Here is a 23,212-nt window from a genome sequence, read left to right on the forward strand (position 1 = left end):
GCACGCCAAGCGGCTAGGGCGACGCCATGACCAATCTTTCGACCATCGAGCGCGACGCGATTGCCGGAATCGATGGCAGTGCAATGCTCGATCAGGTGCTTACCTGGGTCGCGGTCAACAGCGGCACGCGCAATCTTGCCGGGCTGGCGACGATGGCGCGGTTGCTCGCCGATGCGTTCGGGGCGTTGCCGGGTGAGATCGCGCTTGTCCCGGCGGCTCCGGTCGACACCGTTACGAGCGCGGGGCACGTCGAGCCGCTCGCGCATGGCGATCATCTCAGCCTCACGGTGCGGCCCGATGCGCCGATACAATTGCTCCTGACCGGGCACATGGACACCGTGTTCGCGGCGGATCACCCGTTCCAGACCGCCCGCTGGCTCGACAATGGCCATCTCAATGCGCCCGGCGCGGCGGACATGAAGGGGGGCATCGCCGTGATGCTTGCCGCGCTCAAGGCTGTTGAGGCGACGCCGCTCGCCCCGCGCTTGGGCTATCGCGTGATTCTCAATTCGGATGAAGAGACGGGTTCGCTCTCGTCATCCGCGCTGATCGCCGAGGCGGCACTAGGGCGCACCGCAGCGCTCACCTACGAACCCGCCCTGCCCGATGGCACGCTCGCCGGCGCGCGTGGCGGCACCGGCAATTTCTCGATCGTTATCCACGGTCGCGCCGCGCATGCCGGCCGCAATCCCGAGGATGGGCGCAATGCCATCGTCGCTGTCGCCGACCTCGCATTGCGCCTCGCCGCGCTAATCGGCCCTGATCTGTCGGTCAATCCGGCGCGGATCGATGGCGGTGGCCCGAACAATATCGTTCCCGATCTCGCCGTGTTGCGCGTCAACTTTCGCCCGAAATCGCCCGAGGCCATTGCTCGCGCCGATGCGGCGATCAACGCCGCCATCGCCACCGTTGCTGCCGAGCACGACGTCTCGATCCACCGCCACGGCACCTTCAACCGCCCGCCCAAGCCGATCGATGCCGGCGCCGCCAAATTATTCGATCTCGTCAAACAAGCCGGCGCTGACCTCGGCCTTGCCATTGGCTGGCGCGACACCGGCGGCGTGTGCGACGGCAATAACATCGCCGCCTGCGGCATTCCCGTGGTCGACACGATGGGTGCGCGCGGCGGCGCGATCCACTCGGCGGACGAATTCCTGATTCCCGAAAGCCTCGCCGAGCGAGCCGCGCTGTCGGCCGTTACCATTCTGCGTATCGCCGAGAAGGGCGGGCTATGACCTTCCGCATCCGCGCCGCGCGCGACAGCGATCTGCAGCATCTCTATGAAATGGCCAAGCTGACCGGCGGGGGCTTCACCAACCTCCCTGCCGATCGCCGCGCGCTCGAGGCCAAGCTCGATCGGTGCCGCGACGCCTTTGCACGCGATGGCGAGGGCGTGACCGACGAGCTGTTCGTGCTGATCTTGGAGAATGCCGAGACCGGTGAGGTGCGCGGTACTTGCCAGATTTTCACCCAGGTCGGCCAGCGCCACCCCTTCTACAGCTATCGCATGGGCGTGCTGACTCAGCACAGCCAGGTGCTCGATCGCACCTTCCGCGCCGAGATGCTTTCGCTGACCACCGATCTCGAGGGATCGAGCGAAGTCGGTGGCCTGTTCCTCCACCCCGGCGAGCGCGCCGGGGGCTTGGGCATGCTGCTCGCGCGCAGCCGCTATCTGTTCATCGCGATGCACCGTGCGCGCTTTGCCGATCGCATCCTGGCGGAGCTGCGCGGGATTATCGATGAGAGCGGTGGATCGCCCTTCTGGGATGGCCTCGCCGGGCGTTTTTTCGGCATGGATTTCCAGGATGCCGACCAGTTCAACGCCGTTCATGGCCATCAATTCATCGCCGATCTGTTCCCCAAGCACCCGATCTACACCGCGATGCTGTCGGAAAGCGCGCGCGCCGCGATCGGCAAGCCACATCCATCGGGTCGCGCCGCGATGCGGATGCTTGAGACCGAAGGCTTTCGCTTCGACAATTATATCGACATTTTCGACGGCGGCCCGACGATGACCGCGCGCGTTGACGAGGTGCGATCAGTGGCGCAGGCGCGGCGCGACCGCATCGTCTCGGTCGATAGCGATGGCGGCAGCGATGCACTGTTCGCCGCCGGACGGCTGGGCGATTTCCGCGCGGCGTTCGGCAAGCTGCGGCCGGTCGAAGGCCAAGGCGTCGCCATCGACGCCGCTACCGCTAAGGCGCTTGGCGTCGGACCGGATGACGAGGTGTGGCATGTCGGCCGCTTCTGATCGTCTCATTGAGATCAATTTCGACGGTCTGATCGGGCCCAGCCATAATTATGCGGGTCTGAGCCCGGGCAATCTGGCCGCGACCAACCATGCCGGCCAGACCTCGCACCCGCGCGCTGCGGCGCTGCAGGGCATCGCCAAGATGCGAGCGAACATCGCGCTGGGGCTGACGCAAGGCATCCTGCTGCCGCACGCAAGGCCCGATCATCGCTGGCTGGAGCGGTTACACCTGAATTACACCGACGCTGACCGGGTGCTGCAGGCGCAGGCGCTCTCTGCCTCGGCAATGTGGGCAGCCAATGCCGCGACCGTTTCGCCCGCGCCCGATACTACCGACGGCAGCTGCCACCTCTCCGTCGCCAATCTCGGCACGATGCCGCATCGCAGCCACGAATGGCCGGGCACGCTGGCGCAGTTGCGCGTCGCGTTCGCTAACGCTGCCTTTGCGGTCCACGAACCGGTCCCCGCGCCGTTCGGCGATGAGGGCGCTGCCAATCACATGCGGCTCTGCGCCAGGCATGGCGAGCCGGGGGTCGAAATATTCGTTTATGGCGTCAGCGGCGGCGCTTTCCCGGCGCGGCAGCACCGCCGTGCCAGCGAAGCTGTCGCACGCGCACACCGACTCGATCCGGCGCGCACGCTGTTTGTCGAGCAATCGGAAGAAGCGATCGCCGCCGGGGCCTTTCACAACGACGTCGTCGCCGTCGCCAACGAACGCGTGTTGCTCGCGCACGAGCGCGCCTTTGCCGACAAGGACCGCTTCTACGCTGACGTGCGCGGGCTGCTGCCCGAGGTCGAGATCATCGAAGTACCGGAATCGGCAGTCAGCCTCGCGGACGCGATCCAATCCTATCTCTTCAACGCGCAACTGGTGACCTTGCCCGATGGCACCATGGCGCTAGTCTTGCCCGAAGAAGCCCGAGCCAACACTACCGTCTGGCACTGGTTGCAGGGGCTGGTTGCCGGCAATGGCCCGATCCGCAGGCTGGAAGTCGTCGACGTGCGAGAATCGATGTCGAATGGCGGCGGGCCGGCCTGCCTGCGGCTGCGCGTCGTTGCCGACCCTGCGACAATCGACCCGCGCTTCCTGGTCGACCATGGCAAGCTCGATCGCCTCGCCGGGATCGTCGAAGCGCATTGGCCCGAGGCGATCCATTCGGACCAGATCGGCGACCCTGCGCTCATTACCCAGATCGAAGGCGCGCGCCGCGCCTTGCTCACCGCGCTCGATCTTGTCGGGTTAATTGACACTTAACCTTGTTTGTTAAGACGAAACCACGCGTTTCCGCGATTGGCCCGTGGCTTGCTTAATTCCTGGTCATGATCCGCAATCTCGCCAAGCTGTTCATCATCAAGTCCAAGTTCGAGGCGTTTCTGGTCATTTATGGCCTCGGCACCGGCGCAGTCGAGCGCGGTGTCCATTATCTCCACCAATATCCCGGCATTGGCGGCAAGATGCTGTTCTGCCTTACGCCGGTCGCGGTGTTCATGGCCGGCGCGCGCATCCTCGATTCGCTCGAGCGCGAGCGCGCGGGGCCGTGAAAGCGACTATTCCCGCTTCGCCCTGTCACAGGATAAGTTGATGGCAACGTCGCGCGCGCGCATTATGTGACGCGACAATGACGGTCGCCCTCACGCACCTGCAACGACTCGAAGCCGAAAGCATCCACATCCTGCGCGAAGTGGTGGCGGAGGCCGAGCGCCCGGTGATGCTCTATTCGGTCGGCAAGGATTCGGCGGTGATGCTGCATCTGGCGCGCAAGGCCTTTTATCCCGCGCCGCCGCCCTTCCCGCTGCTCCATGTCGACACGACCTGGAAATTCCAGGCGATGTACAAGCTTCGCGAGAAAGCCGCGCTGGAAGCGGGCATGGAGTTGATCGTCCACCAGAACCCCGAGGCAAAGGCGCAGGGCATCAACCCGTTCGACCATGGTCCGCTCCACACCGATATGTGGAAGACGCAGGGTTTGAAGCAGGCGCTCGACCAGCACGGCTTCGATGTCGCGTTCGGTGGCGCGCGGCGCGACGAGGAGAAAAGCCGCGCCAAGGAGCGCGTCTTCAGCTTCCGCTCGGCCAATCATCAGTGGGACCCGCGCCAGCAGCGCCCCGAGCTGTGGAACCACTACAACACCCGCAAGAACAAGGGCGAGAGCATCCGCGTCTTCCCGATCTCCAACTGGACCGAGCTCGACATCTGGCAATATATCATGGCCGAGGGGATCGAGATCGTGCCGCTCTATTTCGCCGCGCCGCGCCCGACGGTCGAGCGCGACGGGCTGATCCTGATGGTCGATGACGATCGTTTTCGGTTCGAGCCCGGCGAGCAGCCTGTCGAACGCTGGGTGCGCTTCCGCACGCTCGGCTGCTATCCGCTCACCGGCGGCGTCGAAAGCCGGGCGACGACGTTGAGCGAAGTGATCCAGGAAACGCTGCTGACGACCACCTCCGAACGCCAAGGTCGCGCGATCGACCATGATCAGGCGGCGAGCATGGAGAAAAAGAAGCGCGAGGGGTATTTTTGATGGGCAGCTGCCTCACTCGTCATCCCAGCGAACGCTTGGATCGCTTGCGGCAACAGGCATCGCGAATTGGCATGCGGCCCCAGCTTTCGCTGGGGCGACGGGTTGCGCTGGCAGCAAGCGATCCCAGCTTTCGCTGGGATGACGGGATTAGCGCATGACCACCTACCGCCCCGACGCGCTGGTCGCCGCTGATATCGACGCGTACCTTGCCCTTCATCAGCAGAAATCGCTGCTGCGCTTTATCACCTGCGGGTCGGTCGACGACGGTAAATCGACGCTGATCGGGCGCCTTCTCTACGACTCGAAGATGATCTTCGAAGATCAACTCGCCGCGCTCGAAGCCGACTCGAGACGCGCCGGTACACAGGGGCAGGAGATCGATTTCGCGCTGCTCGTCGACGGCCTCGCCGCCGAACGCGAACAGGGCATCACCATCGACGTCGCTTATCGCTTCTTCGCGACAGAAAAGCGCAAATTCATCGTCGCCGATACGCCGGGGCACGAGCAATATACCCGCAACATGGTGACCGGCGCGTCGACCGCCGACCTCGCCGTCATCCTCATCGATGCGCGCAAGGGCGTGCTCACCCAGACGCGGCGGCACAGCTACCTCGTCAAGCTGATCGGCATTCGCCATGTCGTGCTGGCGGTGAACAAGATGGACCTGGTCAATTACGCGCAGGACACGTTCGACGAGATCGTCGCCGATTATGCCGCGTTCGCCCGCGAAATTGGCATCGATCGCTTCACGGCGATCCCGTTGTCGGGCTTCAAAGGCGATAATGTCGCGGCGCGATCATCGGCTATGCCGTGGTACACCGGGCCGAGCCTGATCGAACATCTCGAAAGCGTCGAGGTTGCCACGACCGCGCGGGCCGACGGGCCGTTCCGCATGGCGGTGCAATGGGTGAACCGGCCCAATCTCGATTTCCGGGGGTTTGCCGGGCTGATCACCAGCGGCACCGTTCGTCCCGGCGACAAGGTCCGCATCCTGCCATCGGGGCGACTGACCGATGTCGCCCGGATCGTGACGATGGACGGCGATTTGCACGAGGCGGTTGCAGGCCAGTCGGTCACGCTGACGCTCGCCGACGAAGTCGATTGCGCGCGCGGCGATGTGATTGCGGCGGCCGCCTCCCCACCCCAATCCTCCGATCAATTCGCGGCAATGCTGGTGTGGATGGCCGACGCGCCGCTGCTGCCCAATCGTTCCTATTTGCTCAAGCTTGGCACGCAGACGGTCGGCGCCAGCGTCAAGCCACCCGAGTACGCGATCGATGTCAACACGCTGCAACGGATGCCGGCGCGCACGCTCGAGCTCAACGATATCGGTCTGGTCGAACTCTACACCGATCGCCCGGTGGTCTTCGAACCCTATGCCGACGATCCGGCGCTGGGCGGCTTCACCCTGATCGACCGGCAATCGAACGCCACCGTCGCTGCGGGCATGATCCGCAACGCGCTGCGTCGTGCCCAGAATGTCCATTGGCAAGCGACCGATGTCAGCCGCGACGCGCATGCCCGGCAAAAGGGCCAGCAAGCCAAAGTGCTGTGGTTCACCGGCCTGTCGGGCTCGGGCAAATCGACGATCGCCAACCTTGTCGAGCAGAAGCTCTATGCGATGGGCCGGCACAGCTTCCTGCTCGATGGCGACAATATCCGCCACGGCCTCAACAAGGATCTCGGTTTCAGCGATGCCGACCGCGTCGAGAATATCCGCCGCGTGGGCGAAGTCGCCAAGCTGATGACCGATGCCGGCCTGATCGTGCTCACCGCCTTCATCTCGCCGTTCCGCGCTGAGCGCGAGATGGTGCGCGCGATGTTGCCACCGGGTGATTTCGTCGAGATTTTCGTCGATACGCCGATCGAGATTGCCGAAGCGCGCGATGTGAAGGGCCTGTATCGCAAGGCGCGGGCTGGCGAAATCGCGAGCTTCACCGGCATCACCAGCCCCTATGAGCGACCGGTCAATCCCGAATTCCACATCGACACCACGCTCGAAAGCGCCGAAGATGCCGCCAATCGGATCGTCGAGCATATCGTCGGCGTGTGGAGCTACAATCTTTGACCGACGCCGAACTTGCCCGGGCAATCGCCGCTGAGGCGGGGACGCTGTTGCGGGACATTCTTGCCTCGGGCTGCGCGGCTGGCGAGCGCGGCGATCGGGGCGATCGCGAAGCCAATAACCTCATCATCGATCGCTTGCGCGCGGCACGGCCCGACGATTTCATCCTGTCCGAAGAAGCCAAGGACGATCGCCGGCGATGTGCCGCGCGCCGCGTCTGGATCGTCGATCCGCTCGACGGCACGCGCGAATATGCGAGCGGCATCGACGAGTGGGCCGTGCATATCGGGCTAGCGATCAATGGCGTGCCCAGCGTCGGCGCTGTCGCGCTCCCCGCACAGGGCAAGGTCTTTGCGACGGACGACCCGCCGCGCTTGCCCCAATGCCGCACCGCGCGCCCGCGCATCGTCGTCAGCCGCAGCCGTGCACCGGCAATCGTGGCGCGGGTGGCAGAAGAACTCGACGCGGAATTGATCGCGATGGGGTCCGCCGGCGTAAAAGCCATGGCGGTGGTCGAGGGCCTCGCCGACATCTATCTTCATGATGGCGGCCAATATGAGTGGGACAATTGCGCGCCCGCCGCTGTTGCGCTCGCGGCGGGCCTGCACGCCTCGCGGATCGACGGCAGCGCGCTCAGCTATAATTGCGAGGACCCGTTCCTGCCTGACTTGCTGATCTGCCAGCCGGCCTGGGCGCCGCGCGTGCTCGCAGCGCTTGCCGACGCCGTCCCGCCCGGGGACAGCGCTGTCCAGCGCGAAGGTTGATTGTTTCGGCCAGTTTGGCGCTTTAGAGAGCATCGTTGAGCGCTGCGCGGTGCTTGTTTGCGCGCTCGGGTATGGGGAGAAATATCGTGCGGGTGTTCGGCAGCTTGTACATGCTGCTGGCGGCGATTTCGCTGCTGATCCTGTCGGGCGCGGCTGCCCTGCTGATTTCGGCGGTGCTTTACCTGCTTGGCCTGTATCTCCCCGCACAAAGCGATACGCCCGCCGGCATGGAATTCCTGCGCGCCATGATCGTGATCATCGGCGCGACGCTGGGCATTGCGCTGGTGCTGTCGCTGGTCTTCACCCGCTTTATTGCGGCGCAATGGACGAGGCCGCAGCGGCGGCTCTATGCGGCAAGCGTGCAAGTCGCGGATGGCAATTTTAACGCCGATTTCACCGAGTCCGGCCCGATCGAGACCGCGCTCACCATGCGCAATCTGGGCCGGATCGCGCGCTCGTTCGATCGCGTCGAAACCGCGCGGCGGAGCTTCCTCGTCGGCATCGCGCAGGAATTGCAGGCGCCGGTGCGGACGGTGTGCGATCGGCTCGCCGAATTGCATGAGCGCGGCACCGACATTTCGCAGGCCGAATTGCTGACGATCAGCGATGACGTGCAGCGGCTGGTCGAAATGGCCGACGATCTTCACGCCGTCGCGCTGGCTGATCTCGGCCGGTTGCCGGTCACCTTCGGGCCGGTCGATCCGTGCGCGCTCATCCACAATGCGATGTGGGCCAACCGTCGCCGCGCCGAGGCTGCCGGCGTACACCTGACGACGGCGGCGCTGCCGACATCGACGATCATCGTGAAATGGGATGGTCCGCGTATCGAACAGTTGTTCACCGCGCTGATCGATAACAGCCTGCATTACACGCCCCGGGGCGGCGAGATCTCGCTGGGCCTGGAAGGCAGCCGCAATGCGTGGCGGCTGATTATCGACGACAGCGCCCCTGGCGTGGATGTCGACTTGGCGCAGCGCCTTTTCGAGCCCTTTTATCGCACGGCGCACGCCACCGGCGAAACGGGCACCAGCTCAGGCCTGGGACTGGCGACTGCGCAAGCGATCGTCGAGGCGCATCACGGTCGCATCGAAGCGGGCGTTTCGCCGCTGGGTGGCTTGCGCGTGACGGTCATCCTGCCGGGCACGCCGCCCACCGCCTAGCTCGCGCTGCGCCAGCGCCGCCGCCCCCAGACCAGGCTGCTGGTGCCGCCGAAGTTGAACACCGCGCTCATCACCGCGCCGGCGACACCCGCGATCGACCAGCTGGCATGCTCCTCAACCGCGAGATTGGCGACGCCGATGTTGGCGATTGCGCCGATCGAACAGATGATGGCGAACACGACCAGGCCGCCGACAAAATCCATGCCCGTCAGCCGGCGATCTCGATACGTGAACTCGTTGTTGACGGCATAATTGAACACGATCGCGACGAGCAGCGCCGCGACTTGTGCCGGCAGAAAATTGAGCTTGAGCCCGATCAAGGCCGAGAGCACCAGCAGGTGGACGATCAGGCCGAGGCCGCCAACCAGCGCGAACAGCACGAAGCGCGGCGAGACAAGGCCACGGCTCAGCTTCTCGATCAGCAGGAACGCGAATTCGGCAATCACCATCGGGCTGATCTTGCTGTCCCCCGCGCGGCGATTGCGGAAGGTGTAGGGGACATCGACGACCTTGAGCTTGCCGGGATAGGACGCCAGCAGATCGAGCAGGATTTTGAAGCCCTGGTTCGACAGATTGTAGATCGAGGCGGCGAACACGTCACGCCGCGCCATGAAGAAGCCGCTCATCGGATCGGTCGTACGATTGCCGATCAATGCGCGGGCGATGCGGGTAGCAAAACTGCTCATGCGCACCCGTCGCTCGTCCCACTCCCCGGTGCCACCGCCCAGCGCATAGCGCGTGCCGACTGCAACATCGGCGCCCGCGGCGATGGCGGCGTACATGGCGGGCAGAATGGTTTCGTCATGCTGAAAGTCGGCATCCATCACCGCGATCACCGCGCCGTTCGCCGCCATTGCGCCTTCGATCACGGCAGAGGCCAGGCCGCGACGGCCGACACGCCGCAGGCAGCGCACGCGCGGATCGGTCATCGCGATACGGCCGACTTCCTCCCAGGTGCGATCCGGGCTGTCATCGTCGACAATCAGGATTTCCCAAGCAATATCGCCCAACGCCGCGCCGACGGCCGCGACCAGCGGCGCGATGTTGGCGCGCTCGTTATAGCTCGGCACGACGAGCGACAGCTCGGGTGTGGCGAGATGGGGTAATGATATTGGCGCGGCGCTCTCAAGCATTGCACCGCGGCCTAACAGCCGCGTTGGCACCTGACCAGACGTAGCGCTTTGGCGAGCTTACGAGTTCAGGTGCGCAGTCCCAGCCTGACGATCGCAGCGACAACCCCAAGCGCCAACACGCTCGCCGCCCAGATGCCGACCATCCACAGCAGCCGCTGCCAGAGGGGCGCCGCCGCCATCAATGATATCCCTGCGTGCCCACCTTGCCGCGAAACACCCAATAGGCCCAGGCGGTATAGGTGAGGATCACCGGCAGGATGATGAGCGCGCCGACGAGCATGAACAGCTGGCTCTGCGGCGGGGCGGCAGCGTCCCAGATCGTCACCGATCGCGGCACGACATAGGGGTAGATGCTGATCCCCAGCCCGAGATAGCCGAGCAGGAACAGCGCCAGCGCGAGCACGAACGGCAGGCGCTCGCCTTCGCGGCGCAGGCTGAAGAAAAACGCGACCGCAACCAGCGCTACGAGCAGCGGCACCTGTGCGGTCAGCAAGATGCCCGGAAAGGCGAACCAGCGGCGCCAATAATCGAACGCCAGAAACGGCGTCGCCGCACTGACCGCCGCCAGCATCACCAGCGTGGCAAGCCCGAGCCACAGCGCCCAGCGCCGGGCCTTGTACTGCGCCGAGCCTTCCGTTTTCCAGTTGAGCCAGGTCGCGCCGAGCAGCGCATAACCGGCAACGACTGACACGCCAGTCAGCAGGCTGAACGGGCTCAGCCAGTCGAGCCAGCCGCCGGCATAGGCATCATCGACGACCTTGATCCCTTGCAGGATCGCGCCCAGCGTTATCCCCTGCGCCAGCGCCGCCACGGTCGAGCCCAATGTGAACGCCACATCCCATAGCGGCCGGTGATTGGGATCGCGCCAGCGGAACTCGAACGCCACGCCCCGCAGCACCAGCCCGAGCAGCATCGCGATCATCAGCGGGTAGGTCGCGGGCAGGATGATCGCATAAGCGAGCGGAAACGCCGCGAGGAGGCCGCCGCCGCCCATCACCAGCCAGGTCTCGTTGCCGTCCCATACCGGCGCGATCGAGTTGATCGCCTGATCGCGCTCCTCGCCCACCCCAAACAATGGAAACAGGATGCCGATGCCGAGATCAAAGCCGTCCATCACGACATAAGCGAACACCGCAAAGCCGATGATGACGGCCCAGACGATGGTGAGATCGATGCTCATCCGCTTTACTCCGCCGGCGCCAGCACCGCGCCCAGGCCAGGCGCCGGCGTAATCCCTGCCGCGCGCTGCGGCTGGTGCGGCGGCTCGGGCTCACCGGCTTCGGGCGGCTTCGCCATCAGACGCAGCAGATACCAGGTCCCCGCCCCGAACGCGAAGAAGTAGACGAGCACGAAGGCGACCAGGGATGCGGCAACCGCCGGCGCGCCAAGCGGCGAGTGCGACTGCGCCGTCTCCAGCAACCCATAGACGGTGTAGGGTTGGCGACCGACTTCGGTGGTCGTCCATCCCGCCAGCACCGCAACAAAGCCCGATGGTCCCATCACGACAGCGGCGCGATGCAGCCACAGCCAGTCGTAAAGCTTCCCACGCGATCGGGCGAGCAGGCTCCACAGCCCCAGCCCGAGCATCGCAAAGCCCAGCCCGACCATGATCCGGAACGACCAGAATACGATCGCCACGGGCGGCCATTTCTCGCGCGGATAATCGGTGAGCCCCGGCAATGGCGCTTTAGGATCGTGCTTGAGGATCAGCGAGCCCATCTGCGGAATGGCGATTTCGCCCTTAACGCGCGCCTCCTGGTCGCTTGGCAGGCCGAACAGCACCAGCGGCGCACCATTGGGGCTGGGGTGATAATCACCCTCCATTGCGAGCACCTTGGCGGGCTGGTGCTCAAGCGTATTGAGCCCATGCGCATCGCCGGCAAGAATTTGGATCGGCGCGACGAGCGCGGCCATCCACATCGCCATCGAGAACATCTTGCGCGCGCCTGGGTTCTTGCGATCCTGGAGCAGATGCCACGCGCCCACCGCGCCCACCACCAGCGAAGTGGTCAGATAGGCGCCGATCACCGTGTGGATCAGGCGATAGGGAAAGCTTGGGTTGAAGATGATCGTCAGCCACGATGCCGCCGGTACGAATTGCCCCTTGGCGTTGATCGCGAAGCCCACCGGCGTCTGCATCCAGCTGTTGACCGCGATGATCCACGTCGCCGACACCAGCGTGCCCAGTGCGACCATGCACGTCGCAAAGAAGTGCAATCCGCGGCCCACCTTCGAGATGCCGAACAGCATCACGCCCAGGAAGCCCGCTTCCAGGAAGAACGCCGTCAACACTTCATACGCCATCAGCGGCCCGATCACCGGGCCGGCCTTGGTCGAGAAGACCGACCAGTTGGTGCCGAACTGGTACGACATCACCAGCCCCGACACGACGCCCATGCCGAACGCGACCGCGAAGATCTTGAGCCAGTAGCGATAGAGATTGGCGTAAACGCCGCGCCCCGTCCGCAGCCACATTCCTTCGAGCACCATCAGATAGCTCGCCAGCCCGATCGAGAAAGCGGGGAAAATGAAGTGGAACGAGACGGTGAACGCGAATTGCGCGCGCGCCAGGGTGACCGCGTCCATCATGCCGCTCCTCCTGCATCCTTCGCGCGCCGGCGCCCACCGAGCGACGCAACCTTGCCCTTGAACTCCAGCACATTGACCACGCCGCGCCCGAGCGACAGCAGCCGCATCAGGCTCTGGTTGTCGAGCTTCTGCACGTCATCCGCCCAGCCGGTCAGCAAGTCGATCAGGTCGTGCATCTCGCGCATCTTCGCCTGAGCATGCTTTTCCTCGGGCGATGCCGGCGTTTCGAGGATGATGTCGCGCAACAGTGACAATGTCGGGTCAACCTCGCGCTTGCGGCGTTCTTCGGCGAGGATGCGCAGGATTTGCCAGAGATCATCGGGCGTCTCGATATAGTCGCGGCGATCGCCCGGCATGTGGCGCTTGCGGATCAGCCGCCACGCTTCGAGCTCCTTCAACCCCATGCTCACGTTGGAGCGCGACATGCCCAGCGCCTCGGCAATCTCGTCGGCGATCAGCGGGCGATCCGAGAGATAGAGCAGCGCATAAATCTGCCCGACGGTGCGATTGACGCCCCAGCGGCTGCCCATTTCGCCGAAATGGAGCACGAAACGCTGCACCAGGGTCGGGAGATCAGCCATGTCACGATCTCTTCACGGGTTTCAGTATTTCCTGAAACTTCTAGATCAAAATCGACGCAATGTCCATACCGCGATGCGTAGCGGAGCCCCGTGAAATGGTTATCAAACATAACGGTGATCGGTGGCGGAGAGGGTGGGATTCGAACCCACGGTACCCGTGAAGGCACAACGGTTTTCGAGACCGTCCCAATCGACCACTCTGGCACCTCTCCGCTTGGTCGAGGATCGCGCCCGGCAAAGGCTGCGGGCGGCGGTCGAGCGCGCGCCTCTAGCTCAAAGGCCTTGCCCGCACAAGCACCCGCTTGTCAGCGGCGACAATGCCATTAGATTTGGTCCATGAGCAAAGCCCTGCAACCCGGTTCCGCCGGGAACGACACCCCCGCCCCGCCGCCCGTCGCACATGCCCAATTCGCGATCGGCGATGTCGTGCGGCACCGCCATTTCGACTTTCGCGGCGTGATTTTCGACGTCGACCCGGTCTTCGCCAACAGCGAGGAATGGTATGCAGCGATCCCGGCCGAGGTGCGCCCGCGCAAGGACCAGCCCTTTTACCACCTGCTCGCGCAGAATGCCGAGTCGAGCTATGTGGCCTATGTCAGCCAGCAGAATCTGGTGCATGACGACAGCGAAGAACCGATCGAGCATCCGGCGATCGACGGGCTGTTCAGCGATTATGCCGATGGCCGCTATCTACTGCGCCGCGAGCACCGCCACTAAGGCCATCCCTGTGCAAAGCAGCGCAATCCCGGTTGACAGGCACGCGCGCTTCGCCTAGCTGGCCGGACTTTCCCGCGCCGGTAATTGCCGAGCGCGGGGTTATCGTTTGAAAGAGTGATAAAAGCCATGTTCGCAGTCGTGCGCACGGGCGGCAAGCAATATCGCGTTGCCGCAGGAGACAAGATCGTTGTCGAGAAGATCGATGGCGAGGCCGGCGAAGCCGTAACGCTCGGCGACGTGCTGCTCGCCGGCGAAGGCAGCGAGCTGAAGCCCGTTGCCGGCCTGACCGTGGCGGCCGAGATCGTCGCGCAGGCGAAGGGCGAGAAGGTCATTATCTTCAAGAAGCGCCGCCGCCACAATTATCGCCGCAAGAACGGCCACCGCCAGCAGCACACGATCCTGAAGATCGTCGCGATTGGCGCGGCTGAGAAGAAGGCCAAGGCCAAGAAGGCCGATGCCGCGCCCGTGGAGGCGGAAACCGCCCCCGCCGAGGCCGCCCAGGCCTGAACTGCAACCAGATTTCGAGGAAGAGACAATGGCACATAAGAAAGCAGGCGGCTCCTCGCGCAACGGTCGCGATTCGGCAGGCCGTCGCCTGGGCGTGAAGAAGTTCGGCGGGCAGGAAGTCGTCGCCGGCAACATTCTGGTGCGCCAGCGCGGCACCAAATTCTATCCGGGCCGCAATGTCGGGCTTGGCAAGGATCACACGCTGTTCGCGCTCGTCGACGGTCGCGTGACCTTCCATTCGGGCAAACTCGGCCGAACCTTCTGTTCGGTCGACGCGATGGCAATCGCGGCCGAATAACATCGGGCAGCCAGCCGGGTTGCCCAGCGGGCGACCCGAAGGGTCCGGCACAAACCGGACGATCGCACAAGGGAGACGGGTCAGCCCGCCTCCCTTTTTTCTTTTGCTCCCTCAATCAGTTCTGTCGCGTTTCCGTCATCCAGACGTGCCAACGCGACAGCACGCGCCAACGAGGAGAGACTGCGATGTTCGCCCGAACGCAACGGTTGACGCTGCGCCCGCTATGGATGGAGGACGCCGAGGCAATCACCCAGGCGATCGCTCATGAGGCGGTCGTCTACAAGCTCGCCCGCGTGCCCTGGCCCTATCGCCTGGACGACGCGCGCGCCTGGCTTGGCCGCGCGCCGCAACCGGGCGAAGCGACGCTCGCGGTTTTGGCGCATGAAGGCGCCGCACGGCCGCGCCTGATCGGCGTGATCGGCATCCACCCAGAAGGCGATGGCCATGAGTTCGGCTATTGGTTGACGCCGTCCGCCTGGGGGCGCGGCTATGCGACCGAAGCTGGGCGCGCGATGCTGGGCATAGCGCGGCATGCGATGGGGCTTCGCGAACTCCGCTCGAGCCATTTCGTCGACAATCCCGCCAGCGCGCGCGTGCTGTGCAAGCTTGGCTTCCGGCCGAGCGGCGAACCGGTGTCGCGCTTTTGCCTGGCGAGCGGCGATGAACGCCCGAGCGTGCCCCTGGCGATCGACTTGCTGGCAGAAGCGCAAACGCCGACCGACGCAGACTGTCGCCACGCCGCTTGATCCCCCGATGAGCAACCGGACCGGCGTGTCCGGTTGCTTTTGCAGCCGATTCCTCGCAACAGAATGCCGCGCGCTGAGCTTCGCGCGCTGATCAAGGTTATCGAATACACAGTGCCGCCCGTTCGCAAGCGCCTCAGTCCCGATGAATCCCGCGATGCCGCGCTTGAAGCTGCCCGCGCCCTGCTGGTCGAGCATGGCCCGCAAGCCGTTACGCTGAAGGCAGTGGCGGCGCGGATCGGGCGGACGCACGCCAATCTGCTTCACCATTTCGGCTCGGCGGAAGGGCTGCAGAAAGCGCTGATCGCGCGCATGGCGGAGTCGATCGTTCACACCATCGAACCGGCGGTGGTGAAAGCGCGCTCGACCGATCAGGACCCGCACGAGATCGTCGACCTCACCTTCGATGCCTTCGGGCGCGGCGGTGCCGGCGCGCTGGCGAGCTGGATGATCCTTTCGGGCAATGAGGATGCGCTCGACCCGATCCTCGAAGCAATTCACAATCTTGTCGATCGCTTGTCCGAAGACCATCAGAACCCCGATGTGTCGATCCACGAGCTGACACTCAGCCTGGTGCTGACCGCACTCGGCGACGCGCTGCTTGGCCGCCCAATGGCCAAGGCGCTTGGCCTGCCCGCCACCACCGCGCGCGAGCTTGCGGCGCGGCAGCTGGCCGCCGGCGCGGTCAAAGAGCGGGCATAGCGCCATGCATTTCCTCGATCAGGCGAAGATCTTCGTGCGCTCGGGCGCCGGCGGGCCTGGCGCGGTCAGCTTTCGGCGTGAGAAATTCATCGAATATGGCGGGCCCGATGGCGGCAATGGCGGCAAGGGCGGCGACATCGTGTTCGAAGCGGTCGCGGGCCTCAATACGCTGATCGATTTCCGCTACACCCAGCATTTCCGTGCCCCGCGCGGCATGGGCGGCGCGGGCTCCAATCGCACCGGCGCGGGCGGCGATGATCTGCTGATCAAAGTGCCGGTCGGCACTCAGGTGCTGTCCGAAGACAAGGAACAAGTGCTGCTCGACTTCACCAAGCCCGGCGATCGCGCCGTGCTGTTCCGTGGCGGCGATGGCGGACGCGGCAATGCGAGCTACAAGTCCAGCACCAACCGCGCGCCGCGACAGCACGGCACCGGCTGGCCGGGCGAGGAAGCTTGGGTGTGGCTCCGACTGAAGCTGCTCGCTGACGCCGGATTAGTCGGGCTGCCCAATGCCGGCAAATCGACCTTCATCAACGCGACGACCAACGCCAAGGCCAAGGTTGGCGATTACCCCTTCACCACGACGCGTCCCCAGCTCGGTGTCGTGAAGCATGGCGGCCGTGAGTTCGTGCTCGCCGACATCCCCGGGCTGATCGAGGGCGCGGCGGAAGGCGCCGGTATTGGCGACCGCTTCCTCGGCCATATCGAACGCTGCCAGGTGCTGCTCCACCTTGTGGATGCAACCGCGGATAACCCTGTGGATAACTGGCGGATCGTGCGGGGAGAACTCGACGCCTATGGCGCGGGCCTGACCGACAAGCGTGAGATCATCGGCCTCAACAAGATCGACGCGCTCGATCCAGCCGATGTCAAGAAACTCGCGACCAAGCTGAAGCGCGCGAGCAAGGCCGAGATTATGCCGCTCTCCGGCGCGAGCGGCGACGGCATCCCCGCTGTGCTCGACCGACTGCTCGACGCGATTGCGCCAAGCGCCGCCGCCAGCGCCTTTGCACCCGACGATCCCGAAGTGCCGGTCGAATGGTCGCCGATCTGATCGCGCCGCGCGGCTTTCACGCCAGCATGCTGGCGATGGATGGCGGCATGATGCTCTATTGGACGATCGCGACGCTGGCGTGCGCCGGCATCCTCCACCTGCCGCCGGCGGCGATGTACCAGGGCTATGTCGATCCGGTGATCGATGCGTGGAACTGGTCGTTCGCGCCGCTCGACCTTGGGTTCTCGACGCTCGGTCTGATCAGCGTCGCGCTTTTACGGCGGCGAAATGCGCTGTGGAAACACGTCGCCCTGCTGTCGCTGGCGCTGGCCTTTTGCGCCGGCCTGATGGCGATTTCGTTCTGGGCACTGCGCGGCGATTGCACCTTGAGCTGGTGGCTCCCCAATTTGCTGCTGATCGCTGTTCCAGCGCGCCTGATCATCCTGCTTATCGGCAAGCCCGAGAAAGATGCTGCCTAGTTGGTGTTCGGGCCGCGCTACGATGCGGGCCATTGGCGCGGGCGCGCATAGCGATTAACGCCCATCGCTGATGGTTCTGTTCCCGCCCTCCACTTGCCCGCGCCTGATCGTCAAGGTCGGCTCGGCGCTGCTCGTCGATGAGGCGGGCTCGGTGCGGACCGAATGGCTGGCGGGGCTGGTGGGCGAAATTGCCGATCGCATGGCGGTAGGCCAGCAGATCGCGGTCGTCTCATCAGGCGCCATCGCGCTCGGCGCGCGGCGGCTGGCGCTGGCCAAAGGTGGCCGCGCGAGCCTCGAGGATGCGCAGGCGGCCGCCGCCGTCGGCCAGATCGCGCTCAGCCAGACCTGGGCGTCATTGCTCGGCGCGGAAGGCCTGACCGCCGCGCAGATGCTGGTGACGCTCGACGATCTCGAGGATCGCCGCCGTTATCTCAACGCCAGCGCAACGCTCGATCGGCTATTGAGCCTGAAGGTCGTGCCGATCATCAACGAGAATGACTCGGTCGCGACCGCCGAAATCCGCTTCGGCGACAATGACCGGCTGGCGGCGCGGGTCGGCCAGGCGGCGGCGGCGCAGGGCGTGGTGCTGCTGTCAGACGTCGATGGCCTGTACGATCGCAACCCGGCGCTGCCCGGCGCGACGCATATTGCCGAGGTCGAGCGCATCGACGCGACGATCGAGGCAATGGCGGATAGCGGCTCGGGCTCGGGGATGGGCTCGGGCGGCATGGTCTCCAAGCTGGCGGCAGCGAAGATCGCGTGCGGCGCGGGCGTTGCGCTGGCGATTGCCTCGGGGCGGGTCGAGCGGCCTCTGGCGCTATCGGCGTTGACATCGGCGCGCCACACGCTGTTCCTGCCCGAAAAGCGCGCGCGCGCCCGCAAGGCCTGGCTTGCCGGGCGATTGACCGCGCGCGGATCGATCATCGTCGATGCCGGCGCCGCCGCCGCGCTGATCGAGGGCAAGAGCCTGCTCGCCGCCGGCGCTATCGCGGTGCAGGGCGTGTTCTTCCGCGGCGATCCGGTGACGATCGAAGGGCCCGCCGGGCCGATCGCTCGCGGCTTGAGCGAATATGACGCGATCGACGCGCAGCGCCTGCTCGGCAAGCGCAGCGACGAGCATGGCGCGATCCTGGGCTACGCGCCGCGCTCGGCGCTCGTCCACCGTGATCATCTGGTGCTGCTGTGAAGCTCGCGATCACCGGCGGCACCGGTTTTGTCGGCAAAAGGCTAGTGGATCTCGCGGTTGACGCCGGGCACGAAGTCGCCGCGCTGACCCGGCGTCCGCAGCTTGACCGCGCTGGCGTGCGGTGGATCGAAGGCGCGCTCGATGGGCCGCCCGCCCTCGCCGGGCTGGTCACCAGCGCCGATGCCGTCATCCACGTCGCCGGCGTCGTCAACGCGCCCGATCGCGACGGCTTTTCGCGCGGCAATATTGACGGAACGCGGGCGATGATCGACGCGGCAAGTGCGGCACGCATCCGGCGCTTTATCCTAGTCAGTTCGCTCGCCGCGCGTGAGCCGGGACTCTCCAACTATGGCTGGTCGAAAGTCGAAGCCGAGAAGCTCGTCACCGCCACCCCGCTCGATTGGACCGTCGTCCGCCCGCCTGCCGTCTATGGCCCCGGCGACATGGAAATGCGCGACACCTTCCGCGCCGCCAAGCTGGGACTCGCGCTGATGCCGCCGCCGGGACGGATATCCGTGATCCATGTCGACGATCTCGCCCGGCTGCTGCTCGCCCTCGCCGAAAGCCCGCCGGAACCGACCATCTTCGAACCCGATGACGGCACGCCCGGCGGCTGGAGCCATCGCGATTTCCTCGCCCGCGCGATCGGCGAAGCCGTCGGCACCCGCCCGCTCGCTCTCGCCCTGCCCCGCCCGCTGCTGATGCTCGCCGCCCTTGCCGACCGGCTGTTCCGCGGCGAGCACGCCAAACTCACCCCCGATCGCGTCGGCTATATGTGCCACCCCGATTGGGTATCCGACCCCGACAAGGCCCCGCCTCCTGCTCTTTGGCAACCGCGCATCGCGACCCGCGAGGGCCTTGCCCAGACGGCGGCATGGTATCGCGCGAATGGCCTGCTATAGAATCGCCGGATTGGCGCCGCATTTGCCTGCCACGCCACCGCAAGACGACCAACAGGGACTGACATGAGCGACCGCGCCGAGACGTACGATACCGTGACCGGGCTGATCCAGCCGTTCAACAAGAAAGGCGTCGCGCTCACTGATGCGACTACCTTTCAGCATGATCTGGAGTGGGACAGCCTGACGGTGCTCGATTTCGTCGCCAATGTCGAAGACGAGTTCGACATCATCATCACGATGAACATGCAGGCGGAAATCGAAACGGTCGGCCAGCTGGTCGACGCGGTCGTGAAGCTCAAGGGGTAAACCAGTGACCGATGCCCTCGCCACCGCCGACGCGCTGCCGCTCGACCCGCCCTTCGTCGCGCCCGAGCAGGATTTGCTGAGCAAGTTCGACCCGCTGATCGCCGAGCGCCAGATGCTGATCGACAGCGGCGTGCGCGATCCGTTCGGCATCGTGATGGACGAAGTGAAATCGCCGACCGTCGCGATCATCCGCGGCAAGGAAACGATCCTGCTCGGCACGTACAATTACATGGGCATGACCTTCGACCCCGACGTCATCCAGGCGGGCAAGGAAGCGCTCGACAAGTTCGGCTCCGGCACCAATGGCAGCCGCATGCTCAACGGCACCTTCCGCGACCATGTTGAGGCGGAAGAGGCGCTGAAAGAGTTCTACGGCGCCTCATCGGCCATGGTGTTCTCGACCGGTTATCAGGCCAATCTCGGCATCATCGCGACGCTCGCCGGCAAGGGCGAGTACGTCATCCTCGACGCCGACAGCCACGCGTCCATCTATGATGGCTGCGCGATGGGCAACGCCGAGATCGTCCGCTTCCGCCACAATTCGGTCGAGGATCTGGACAAGCGCTTGGGCCGCCTGCCCGCCAATGCCGGCAAGCTCGTCGTCCTCGAAGGCGTCTATTCGATGCTCGGCGATATCGCCCCGCTGAAAGAGATGGTCGCGATCGCGAAGAAGCATGGCGCGATGGTGCTGGTCGACGAAGCGCATTCGATGGGCTTTTTCGGCGCCCATGGCCGCGGCGTTTATGAAGACCAGGGGCTCGAAGGTCAGGTCGATTTCATCATCGGCACCTTCTCCAAGTCGGTCGGCACGGTTGGCGGCTTCTGCATCTCGAACCACCCGAAGTTCGAAGCGGTGCGCATGGCGTGTCGGCCCTATATCTTCACCGCCTCGCTGCCGCCGTCGGTCGTGGCCACCGCCGCCACCTCGATCCGCAAGCTGATGCACGCCCACAACAAGCGCGCGCATCTTTGGGAGAATGCTCGGCGGCTGCACGGTGGGCTGAAAGCCATGGGCTTCAAGCTCGGCACCGACACGCCGCAATCCGCGATCATTGCGGTGATCCTCAACGATCAAATACAGGCCGTCGCGATGTGGGATGCGCTGCTCCGGGCAGGGCTCTACGTCAACATGGCGCGGCCCCCCGCGACGCCGGCCGGCACCTTCCTGCTGCGCTGCTCGCTCTGCGCCGAGCACACCACCGAGCAGATCGACCAGGTGCTGGCGATGTTCCAGGCAGCCGGTGAGGCGACCAGGGTAATCGGCTAGCACATACAGCGCTTTTCTTGGCGTTGTCGGCGCGTTAGGGATAGCGCGACATGAGCGACACCGACCCTTCGCCGTTTATTTCGGCCCGGGAAACGGGGTGGCGCTCGGTCATGCTGGCGCTGACGGCAATACTCGGCATCGCAGTGCTGGTTGCCTTGGTCGCGACGCTCAACGAAGCCAACCGCCAGCGCGACCGCGCCCTGGCCCTGCAAGCGCATAGTTTCCAGGTAATGATCCTCGTCCGCACCCTCGCCACCACGATGGCGGAAGCGGAGGCGTCGCTCGGCCGTTACGTGATCAGCGGCAGCGGCGATAAGCAGTTGGGGCAAATCTACAGCGAGCAATGGAGCCAGGCGAGCGACCAGATCAACCAATTGCGTGAGCTTACCGTCGACAACCGGGCGCAAACCGCCAAGATTGACGCGCTGCGGCGTGCTTATGCCGAACGCAGCAACGAATTGACCACCATTGCGCTCAGCACGCGCTACGCCAAAAACCAGCAAGCGCTGTCGCTCTTTTATCGGGCGCGGCAGTCGCCATCGCTATCGCGTATCCGCGAACTGCTCGAGGAAATTATCGATCGCGAACGCGCGCTGCTCGCCGCGCGAACCAACGACGCGATGCACTCGGTCGACAGCCAGAGCCAGGTCGCGCGCGTGCTGATCGGGTTCGGCGTGGCGATCGTGTTGGGCGCCATCGCGCTCGGCTGGCTGACCATCCAGGCGTTCGGTCAACGCGCCATGGCACGCGCAGAGGTCGAAGCCGAGCGCGAGCGATCGCACGAGCTTGAGCGCGCCGTCGCCGCCGCCACCGCCGAACTGCGCCACGAAGCCGCCGAACGCGCTGCCGCAGTGGAGCAGCTCCGCCAAATCCAGAAGATGGAAGCGGTCGGGCAACTGACTGGCGGCATTGCGCATGATTTCAATAATATGCTGGCGGTTGTTCTCGGCGGCTTGGAACTGGCGCGACGACGGCTGACCGACAAAGATGCCGCGACGCGCCATGTCGAGAATGCGACCGAAGGCGCCAAACGCGCTATCGCGCTCACCCGCCGCTTGCTGGCGTTCTCGCGCGCCGAAGCGCTGTTGCCCGAGGCGATCGATGCGAGCGACCTTATCTCGGGCATGTCCGACTTGCTCGATCGCACGCTGGGCGGCGCGATCGTCGTCGATCGCCGCGCCGGCAATGGCGACTGGCTGATCTGGGCGGACCGCCACCAGCTCGAAAACGCGCTGCTCAACCTCGCCGTCAATGCCCGTGACGCCATGGAAGGCCGCGGCACGCTCACCTTTGCAACCGGCAGCGCCACGCTGAAAGCCAATGCGATCGGCGAATGCGCTGCGGGCGATTATGTGACGGTCGCCGTTACCGACACCGGCTGCGGCATGACGCCGGAGGTGCTCGAGCGCGTGTTCGAGCCGTTTTTCACGACCAAGCCGATCGGCAAAGGCACGGGCCTCGGCCTCAGCCAGATTTTCGCGTTCGTTCGCCAATCGGACGGCGAGATCACGATGGAATCGACCCCGGGCGTCGGCACGACCGTCACGCTCTACCTCCCCCGCTATCGCGGCGAGGCGCCTTCAGCGCCCGCGCCCGACGTGGTGACCCTGCCCACGCAGCCCGAACCTGCCGAGACGGCGGGCTACGACGTCCTCGTCGTCGAGGATGATCCGCGCGTCCTCAACGCCACCTTGGCGGCGCTGCAGGAGTTGGGTCATCGGCCGATTGCCTGCGGCGATCCGCTGGCCGCGCTCGCCATGGCCGAAGCGGCCGAGCGGCTCGATCTCGTGCTCTCGGACGTGCGCATGCCCGGCAAGACCGGCCCAGAGGTCATCGCCGAGCTTACCCCGCGCTTCCCCGATATCGCCGTGCTGTTCGTCACCGGTTTTACCGGTGACGCTGGCAGCCACGAATTCGATGGCCATATTGTCCTTCGCAAGCCCTTCACTATTGCCGGCCTTGCGCGCGCCATCGATGACGCCATGGCGGCGCACCGCGCCCGCAGAGTCGCCGCGTAGATTTTCGTGGCACCTGCGCAAAGCCAGC

The 23,212-nt window shown here is 65.2% G+C and carries 25 protein-coding genes and 1 tRNA gene; 20 read left to right on the forward strand and 6 right to left on the reverse strand.

All coding sequences use genetic code 11. From position 1 onward, the window contains the following. Positions 1-26: 26 nt before the first annotated feature. From ACLB0R_RS15865 to ACLB0R_RS15900, 8 genes are all read left to right on the forward strand, one after another. Entirely contained in the window at positions 27-1,235 is a 1,209-nt protein-coding gene (locus ACLB0R_RS15865) for a hydrolase (protein WP_416644314.1), read from the forward strand. Continuing rightward, positions 1,232-2,251 carry an arginine N-succinyltransferase gene (locus ACLB0R_RS15870; RefSeq protein ID WP_416644315.1) on the forward strand — a complete coding sequence of 340 codons (1,020 nt, stop codon included), beginning with the start codon at positions 1,232-1,234 and terminating at the stop codon, positions 2,249-2,251. The genes ACLB0R_RS15865 and ACLB0R_RS15870 overlap by 4 nt, the downstream gene beginning before the upstream one ends. Continuing rightward, on the forward strand, positions 2,235-3,506 hold the full coding sequence (locus tag ACLB0R_RS15875) for an N-succinylarginine dihydrolase (RefSeq protein ID WP_416644316.1): 1,272 nt from the start codon (positions 2,235-2,237) through the stop codon (positions 3,504-3,506). Before ACLB0R_RS15870 ends, ACLB0R_RS15875 begins: the two co-directional genes overlap by 17 nt. Before the next feature lie 65 nt (positions 3,507-3,571). Then, positions 3,572-3,793 (forward strand): hypothetical protein, encoded by a 222-nt coding sequence (locus ACLB0R_RS15880; protein ID WP_416644317.1) that lies wholly within the window; start codon positions 3,572-3,574, stop codon positions 3,791-3,793. Between the two features lie 77 nt (positions 3,794-3,870). After that, the gene (gene cysD, locus ACLB0R_RS15885; RefSeq protein ID WP_416644318.1) at positions 3,871-4,773 is read left to right on the forward strand and encodes a sulfate adenylyltransferase subunit CysD; all 903 of its coding nucleotides are present in this window, start codon (positions 3,871-3,873) and stop codon (positions 4,771-4,773) included. Between the two features lie 154 nt (positions 4,774-4,927). Next, positions 4,928-6,841, forward strand: a complete 1,914-nt coding sequence (cysN, locus tag ACLB0R_RS15890) for a sulfate adenylyltransferase subunit CysN (protein ID WP_416644319.1) — start codon at positions 4,928-4,930, stop codon at positions 6,839-6,841. After that, positions 6,838-7,602 (forward strand): 3'(2'),5'-bisphosphate nucleotidase CysQ, encoded by a 765-nt coding sequence (locus ACLB0R_RS15895; protein ID WP_416644320.1) that lies wholly within the window; start codon positions 6,838-6,840, stop codon positions 7,600-7,602. Before cysN ends, ACLB0R_RS15895 begins: the two co-directional genes overlap by 4 nt. Before the next feature lie 71 nt (positions 7,603-7,673). Beyond that, positions 7,674-8,762, forward strand: a complete 1,089-nt coding sequence (locus ACLB0R_RS15900) for an ATP-binding protein (RefSeq protein WP_416644321.1) — start codon at positions 7,674-7,676, stop codon at positions 8,760-8,762. Here the strand turns inward: ACLB0R_RS15900 and ACLB0R_RS15905 are convergent. The 6 genes from ACLB0R_RS15905 to ACLB0R_RS15930 all read right to left on the reverse strand — a co-directional run bounded on the left by ACLB0R_RS15905 (position 8,759) and on the right by ACLB0R_RS15930 (position 13,277). Further along, positions 8,759-9,895: a glycosyltransferase gene (locus tag ACLB0R_RS15905; protein ID WP_416644322.1), complete on the reverse strand. Its 1,137-nt coding sequence runs from the start codon at positions 9,893-9,895 to the stop codon at positions 8,759-8,761. The genes ACLB0R_RS15900 and ACLB0R_RS15905 overlap by 4 nt on opposite strands. A gap of 65 nt (positions 9,896-9,960) precedes the next feature. Continuing rightward, the gene (locus tag ACLB0R_RS15910) at positions 9,961-10,074 is read right to left on the reverse strand and encodes a DUF2474 domain-containing protein (protein ID WP_416644323.1); all 114 of its coding nucleotides are present in this window, start codon (positions 10,072-10,074) and stop codon (positions 9,961-9,963) included. Then, positions 10,074-11,075: a cytochrome d ubiquinol oxidase subunit II gene (gene cydB / locus ACLB0R_RS15915; protein ID WP_416644324.1), complete on the reverse strand. Its 1,002-nt coding sequence runs from the start codon at positions 11,073-11,075 to the stop codon at positions 10,074-10,076. The genes ACLB0R_RS15910 and cydB overlap by 1 nt, the downstream gene beginning before the upstream one ends. A gap of 5 nt (positions 11,076-11,080) precedes the next feature. After that, the gene (locus tag ACLB0R_RS15920) at positions 11,081-12,481 is read right to left on the reverse strand and encodes a cytochrome ubiquinol oxidase subunit I (protein ID WP_416644325.1); all 1,401 of its coding nucleotides are present in this window, start codon (positions 12,479-12,481) and stop codon (positions 11,081-11,083) included. Continuing rightward, the gene (locus ACLB0R_RS15925) at positions 12,481-13,065 is read right to left on the reverse strand and encodes a GbsR/MarR family transcriptional regulator (RefSeq protein ID WP_416644326.1); all 585 of its coding nucleotides are present in this window, start codon (positions 13,063-13,065) and stop codon (positions 12,481-12,483) included. Before ACLB0R_RS15925 ends, ACLB0R_RS15920 begins: the two co-directional genes overlap by 1 nt. A 122-nt stretch (positions 13,066-13,187) precedes the next feature. Next, positions 13,188-13,277: transfer RNA gene (locus ACLB0R_RS15930), tRNA-Ser, on the reverse strand. Between the two features lie 124 nt (positions 13,278-13,401). Here ACLB0R_RS15930 and hspQ point away from each other — a divergent pair. The 12 genes from hspQ (at position 13,402) to ACLB0R_RS15990 (ending at position 23,184) form a co-directional block, all read left to right on the forward strand. Next, a complete protein-coding gene (gene hspQ, locus ACLB0R_RS15935) occupies positions 13,402-13,782 on the forward strand; it encodes a heat shock protein HspQ (protein WP_416644327.1) in 381 nt (126 codons plus the stop codon). 126 nt (positions 13,783-13,908) lie between these two features. Continuing rightward, positions 13,909-14,289, forward strand: a complete 381-nt coding sequence (gene rplU / locus ACLB0R_RS15940) for a 50S ribosomal protein L21 (RefSeq protein ID WP_416644328.1) — start codon at positions 13,909-13,911, stop codon at positions 14,287-14,289. Positions 14,290-14,317: 28 nt separating this feature from the next. After that, a complete protein-coding gene (gene rpmA, locus ACLB0R_RS15945) occupies positions 14,318-14,587 on the forward strand; it encodes a 50S ribosomal protein L27 (protein ID WP_416644329.1) in 270 nt (89 codons plus the stop codon). Positions 14,588-14,772: 185 nt separating this feature from the next. Further along, entirely contained in the window at positions 14,773-15,333 is a 561-nt protein-coding gene (locus ACLB0R_RS15950) for a GNAT family N-acetyltransferase (protein WP_416644330.1), read from the forward strand. Positions 15,334-15,396: 63 nt separating this feature from the next. Further along, positions 15,397-16,032 (forward strand): TetR/AcrR family transcriptional regulator, encoded by a 636-nt coding sequence (locus ACLB0R_RS15955; RefSeq protein ID WP_416644331.1) that lies wholly within the window; start codon positions 15,397-15,399, stop codon positions 16,030-16,032. 4 nt (positions 16,033-16,036) lie between these two features. Then, positions 16,037-17,086, forward strand: coding sequence for a GTPase ObgE (gene obgE, locus ACLB0R_RS15960; protein WP_416644332.1), 1,050 nt, complete (start codon positions 16,037-16,039; stop codon positions 17,084-17,086). Next, a complete protein-coding gene (locus ACLB0R_RS15965) occupies positions 17,071-17,505 on the forward strand; it encodes a DUF5360 family protein (RefSeq protein WP_416644333.1) in 435 nt (144 codons plus the stop codon). The genes obgE and ACLB0R_RS15965 overlap by 16 nt, the downstream gene beginning before the upstream one ends. Positions 17,506-17,575: 70 nt before the next feature. After that, positions 17,576-18,691, forward strand: a complete 1,116-nt coding sequence (proB, locus tag ACLB0R_RS15970; protein ID WP_416644334.1) for a glutamate 5-kinase — start codon at positions 17,576-17,578, stop codon at positions 18,689-18,691. Beyond that, entirely contained in the window at positions 18,688-19,593 is a 906-nt protein-coding gene (locus tag ACLB0R_RS15975; RefSeq protein ID WP_416644335.1) for an NAD-dependent epimerase/dehydratase family protein, read from the forward strand. Before proB ends, ACLB0R_RS15975 begins: the two co-directional genes overlap by 4 nt. Before the next feature lie 63 nt (positions 19,594-19,656). Then, positions 19,657-19,899, forward strand: a complete 243-nt coding sequence (locus ACLB0R_RS15980; RefSeq protein ID WP_416644336.1) for an acyl carrier protein — start codon at positions 19,657-19,659, stop codon at positions 19,897-19,899. A 4-nt stretch (positions 19,900-19,903) separates the two neighbouring features. Then, positions 19,904-21,166 (forward strand): serine palmitoyltransferase, encoded by a 1,263-nt coding sequence (spt, locus tag ACLB0R_RS15985; RefSeq protein ID WP_416644337.1) that lies wholly within the window; start codon positions 19,904-19,906, stop codon positions 21,164-21,166. A gap of 50 nt (positions 21,167-21,216) precedes the next feature. Next, complete coding sequence (locus ACLB0R_RS15990; protein ID WP_416644338.1) at positions 21,217-23,184, forward strand: ATP-binding protein; 1,968 nt, start codon at positions 21,217-21,219, stop codon at positions 23,182-23,184. The last annotated feature ends 28 nt before the right edge of the window (positions 23,185-23,212 follow it).

Origin of the sequence: Sphingomonas sp. GlSt437, assembly GCF_048015635.2 — a bacterium.
Taxonomy (GTDB): Bacteria; Pseudomonadota; Alphaproteobacteria; order Sphingomonadales; family Sphingomonadaceae; genus Sphingomonas.

Bases quoted from the DNA above. Each gene is read 5' to 3' on its own strand.
- ACLB0R_RS15865 (WP_416644314.1), top strand. From the start codon at position 27: ATGACCAATCTTTCGACCATCGAGCGCGACGCGATTGCCGGAATCGAT.
- ACLB0R_RS15870 (WP_416644315.1), top strand. From the start codon at position 1,232: ATGACCTTCCGCATCCGCGCCGCGCGCGACAGCGATCTGCAGCATCTC.
- ACLB0R_RS15875 (WP_416644316.1), top strand. From the start codon at position 2,235: ATGTCGGCCGCTTCTGATCGTCTCATTGAGATCAATTTCGACGGTCTG.
- ACLB0R_RS15880 (WP_416644317.1), top strand. From the start codon at position 3,572: ATGATCCGCAATCTCGCCAAGCTGTTCATCATCAAGTCCAAGTTCGAG.
- cysD (WP_416644318.1), top strand. From the start codon at position 3,871: ATGACGGTCGCCCTCACGCACCTGCAACGACTCGAAGCCGAAAGCATC.
- cysN (WP_416644319.1), top strand. From the start codon at position 4,928: ATGACCACCTACCGCCCCGACGCGCTGGTCGCCGCTGATATCGACGCG.
- ACLB0R_RS15900 (WP_416644321.1), top strand. From the start codon at position 7,674: ATGGGGAGAAATATCGTGCGGGTGTTCGGCAGCTTGTACATGCTGCTG.
- ACLB0R_RS15905 (WP_416644322.1), bottom strand. From the start codon at position 9,895: ATGCTTGAGAGCGCCGCGCCAATATCATTACCCCATCTCGCCACACCC.
- ACLB0R_RS15910 (WP_416644323.1), bottom strand. From the start codon at position 10,074: ATGGCGGCGGCGCCCCTCTGGCAGCGGCTGCTGTGGATGGTCGGCATC.
- cydB (WP_416644324.1), bottom strand. From the start codon at position 11,075: ATGAGCATCGATCTCACCATCGTCTGGGCCGTCATCATCGGCTTTGCG.
- ACLB0R_RS15920 (WP_416644325.1), bottom strand. From the start codon at position 12,481: ATGGACGCGGTCACCCTGGCGCGCGCGCAATTCGCGTTCACCGTCTCG.
- ACLB0R_RS15925 (WP_416644326.1), bottom strand. From the start codon at position 13,065: ATGGCTGATCTCCCGACCCTGGTGCAGCGTTTCGTGCTCCATTTCGGC.
- hspQ (WP_416644327.1), top strand. From the start codon at position 13,402: ATGAGCAAAGCCCTGCAACCCGGTTCCGCCGGGAACGACACCCCCGCC.
- rplU (WP_416644328.1), top strand. From the start codon at position 13,909: ATGTTCGCAGTCGTGCGCACGGGCGGCAAGCAATATCGCGTTGCCGCA.
- rpmA (WP_416644329.1), top strand. From the start codon at position 14,318: ATGGCACATAAGAAAGCAGGCGGCTCCTCGCGCAACGGTCGCGATTCG.
- ACLB0R_RS15950 (WP_416644330.1), top strand. From the start codon at position 14,773: ATGTTCGCCCGAACGCAACGGTTGACGCTGCGCCCGCTATGGATGGAG.
- ACLB0R_RS15955 (WP_416644331.1), top strand. From the start codon at position 15,397: ATGCCGCGCGCTGAGCTTCGCGCGCTGATCAAGGTTATCGAATACACA.
- obgE (WP_416644332.1), top strand. From the start codon at position 16,037: ATGCATTTCCTCGATCAGGCGAAGATCTTCGTGCGCTCGGGCGCCGGC.
- ACLB0R_RS15965 (WP_416644333.1), top strand. From the start codon at position 17,071: ATGGTCGCCGATCTGATCGCGCCGCGCGGCTTTCACGCCAGCATGCTG.
- proB (WP_416644334.1), top strand. From the start codon at position 17,576: ATGGTTCTGTTCCCGCCCTCCACTTGCCCGCGCCTGATCGTCAAGGTC.
- ACLB0R_RS15980 (WP_416644336.1), top strand. From the start codon at position 19,657: ATGAGCGACCGCGCCGAGACGTACGATACCGTGACCGGGCTGATCCAG.
- ACLB0R_RS15990 (WP_416644338.1), top strand. From the start codon at position 21,217: ATGAGCGACACCGACCCTTCGCCGTTTATTTCGGCCCGGGAAACGGGG.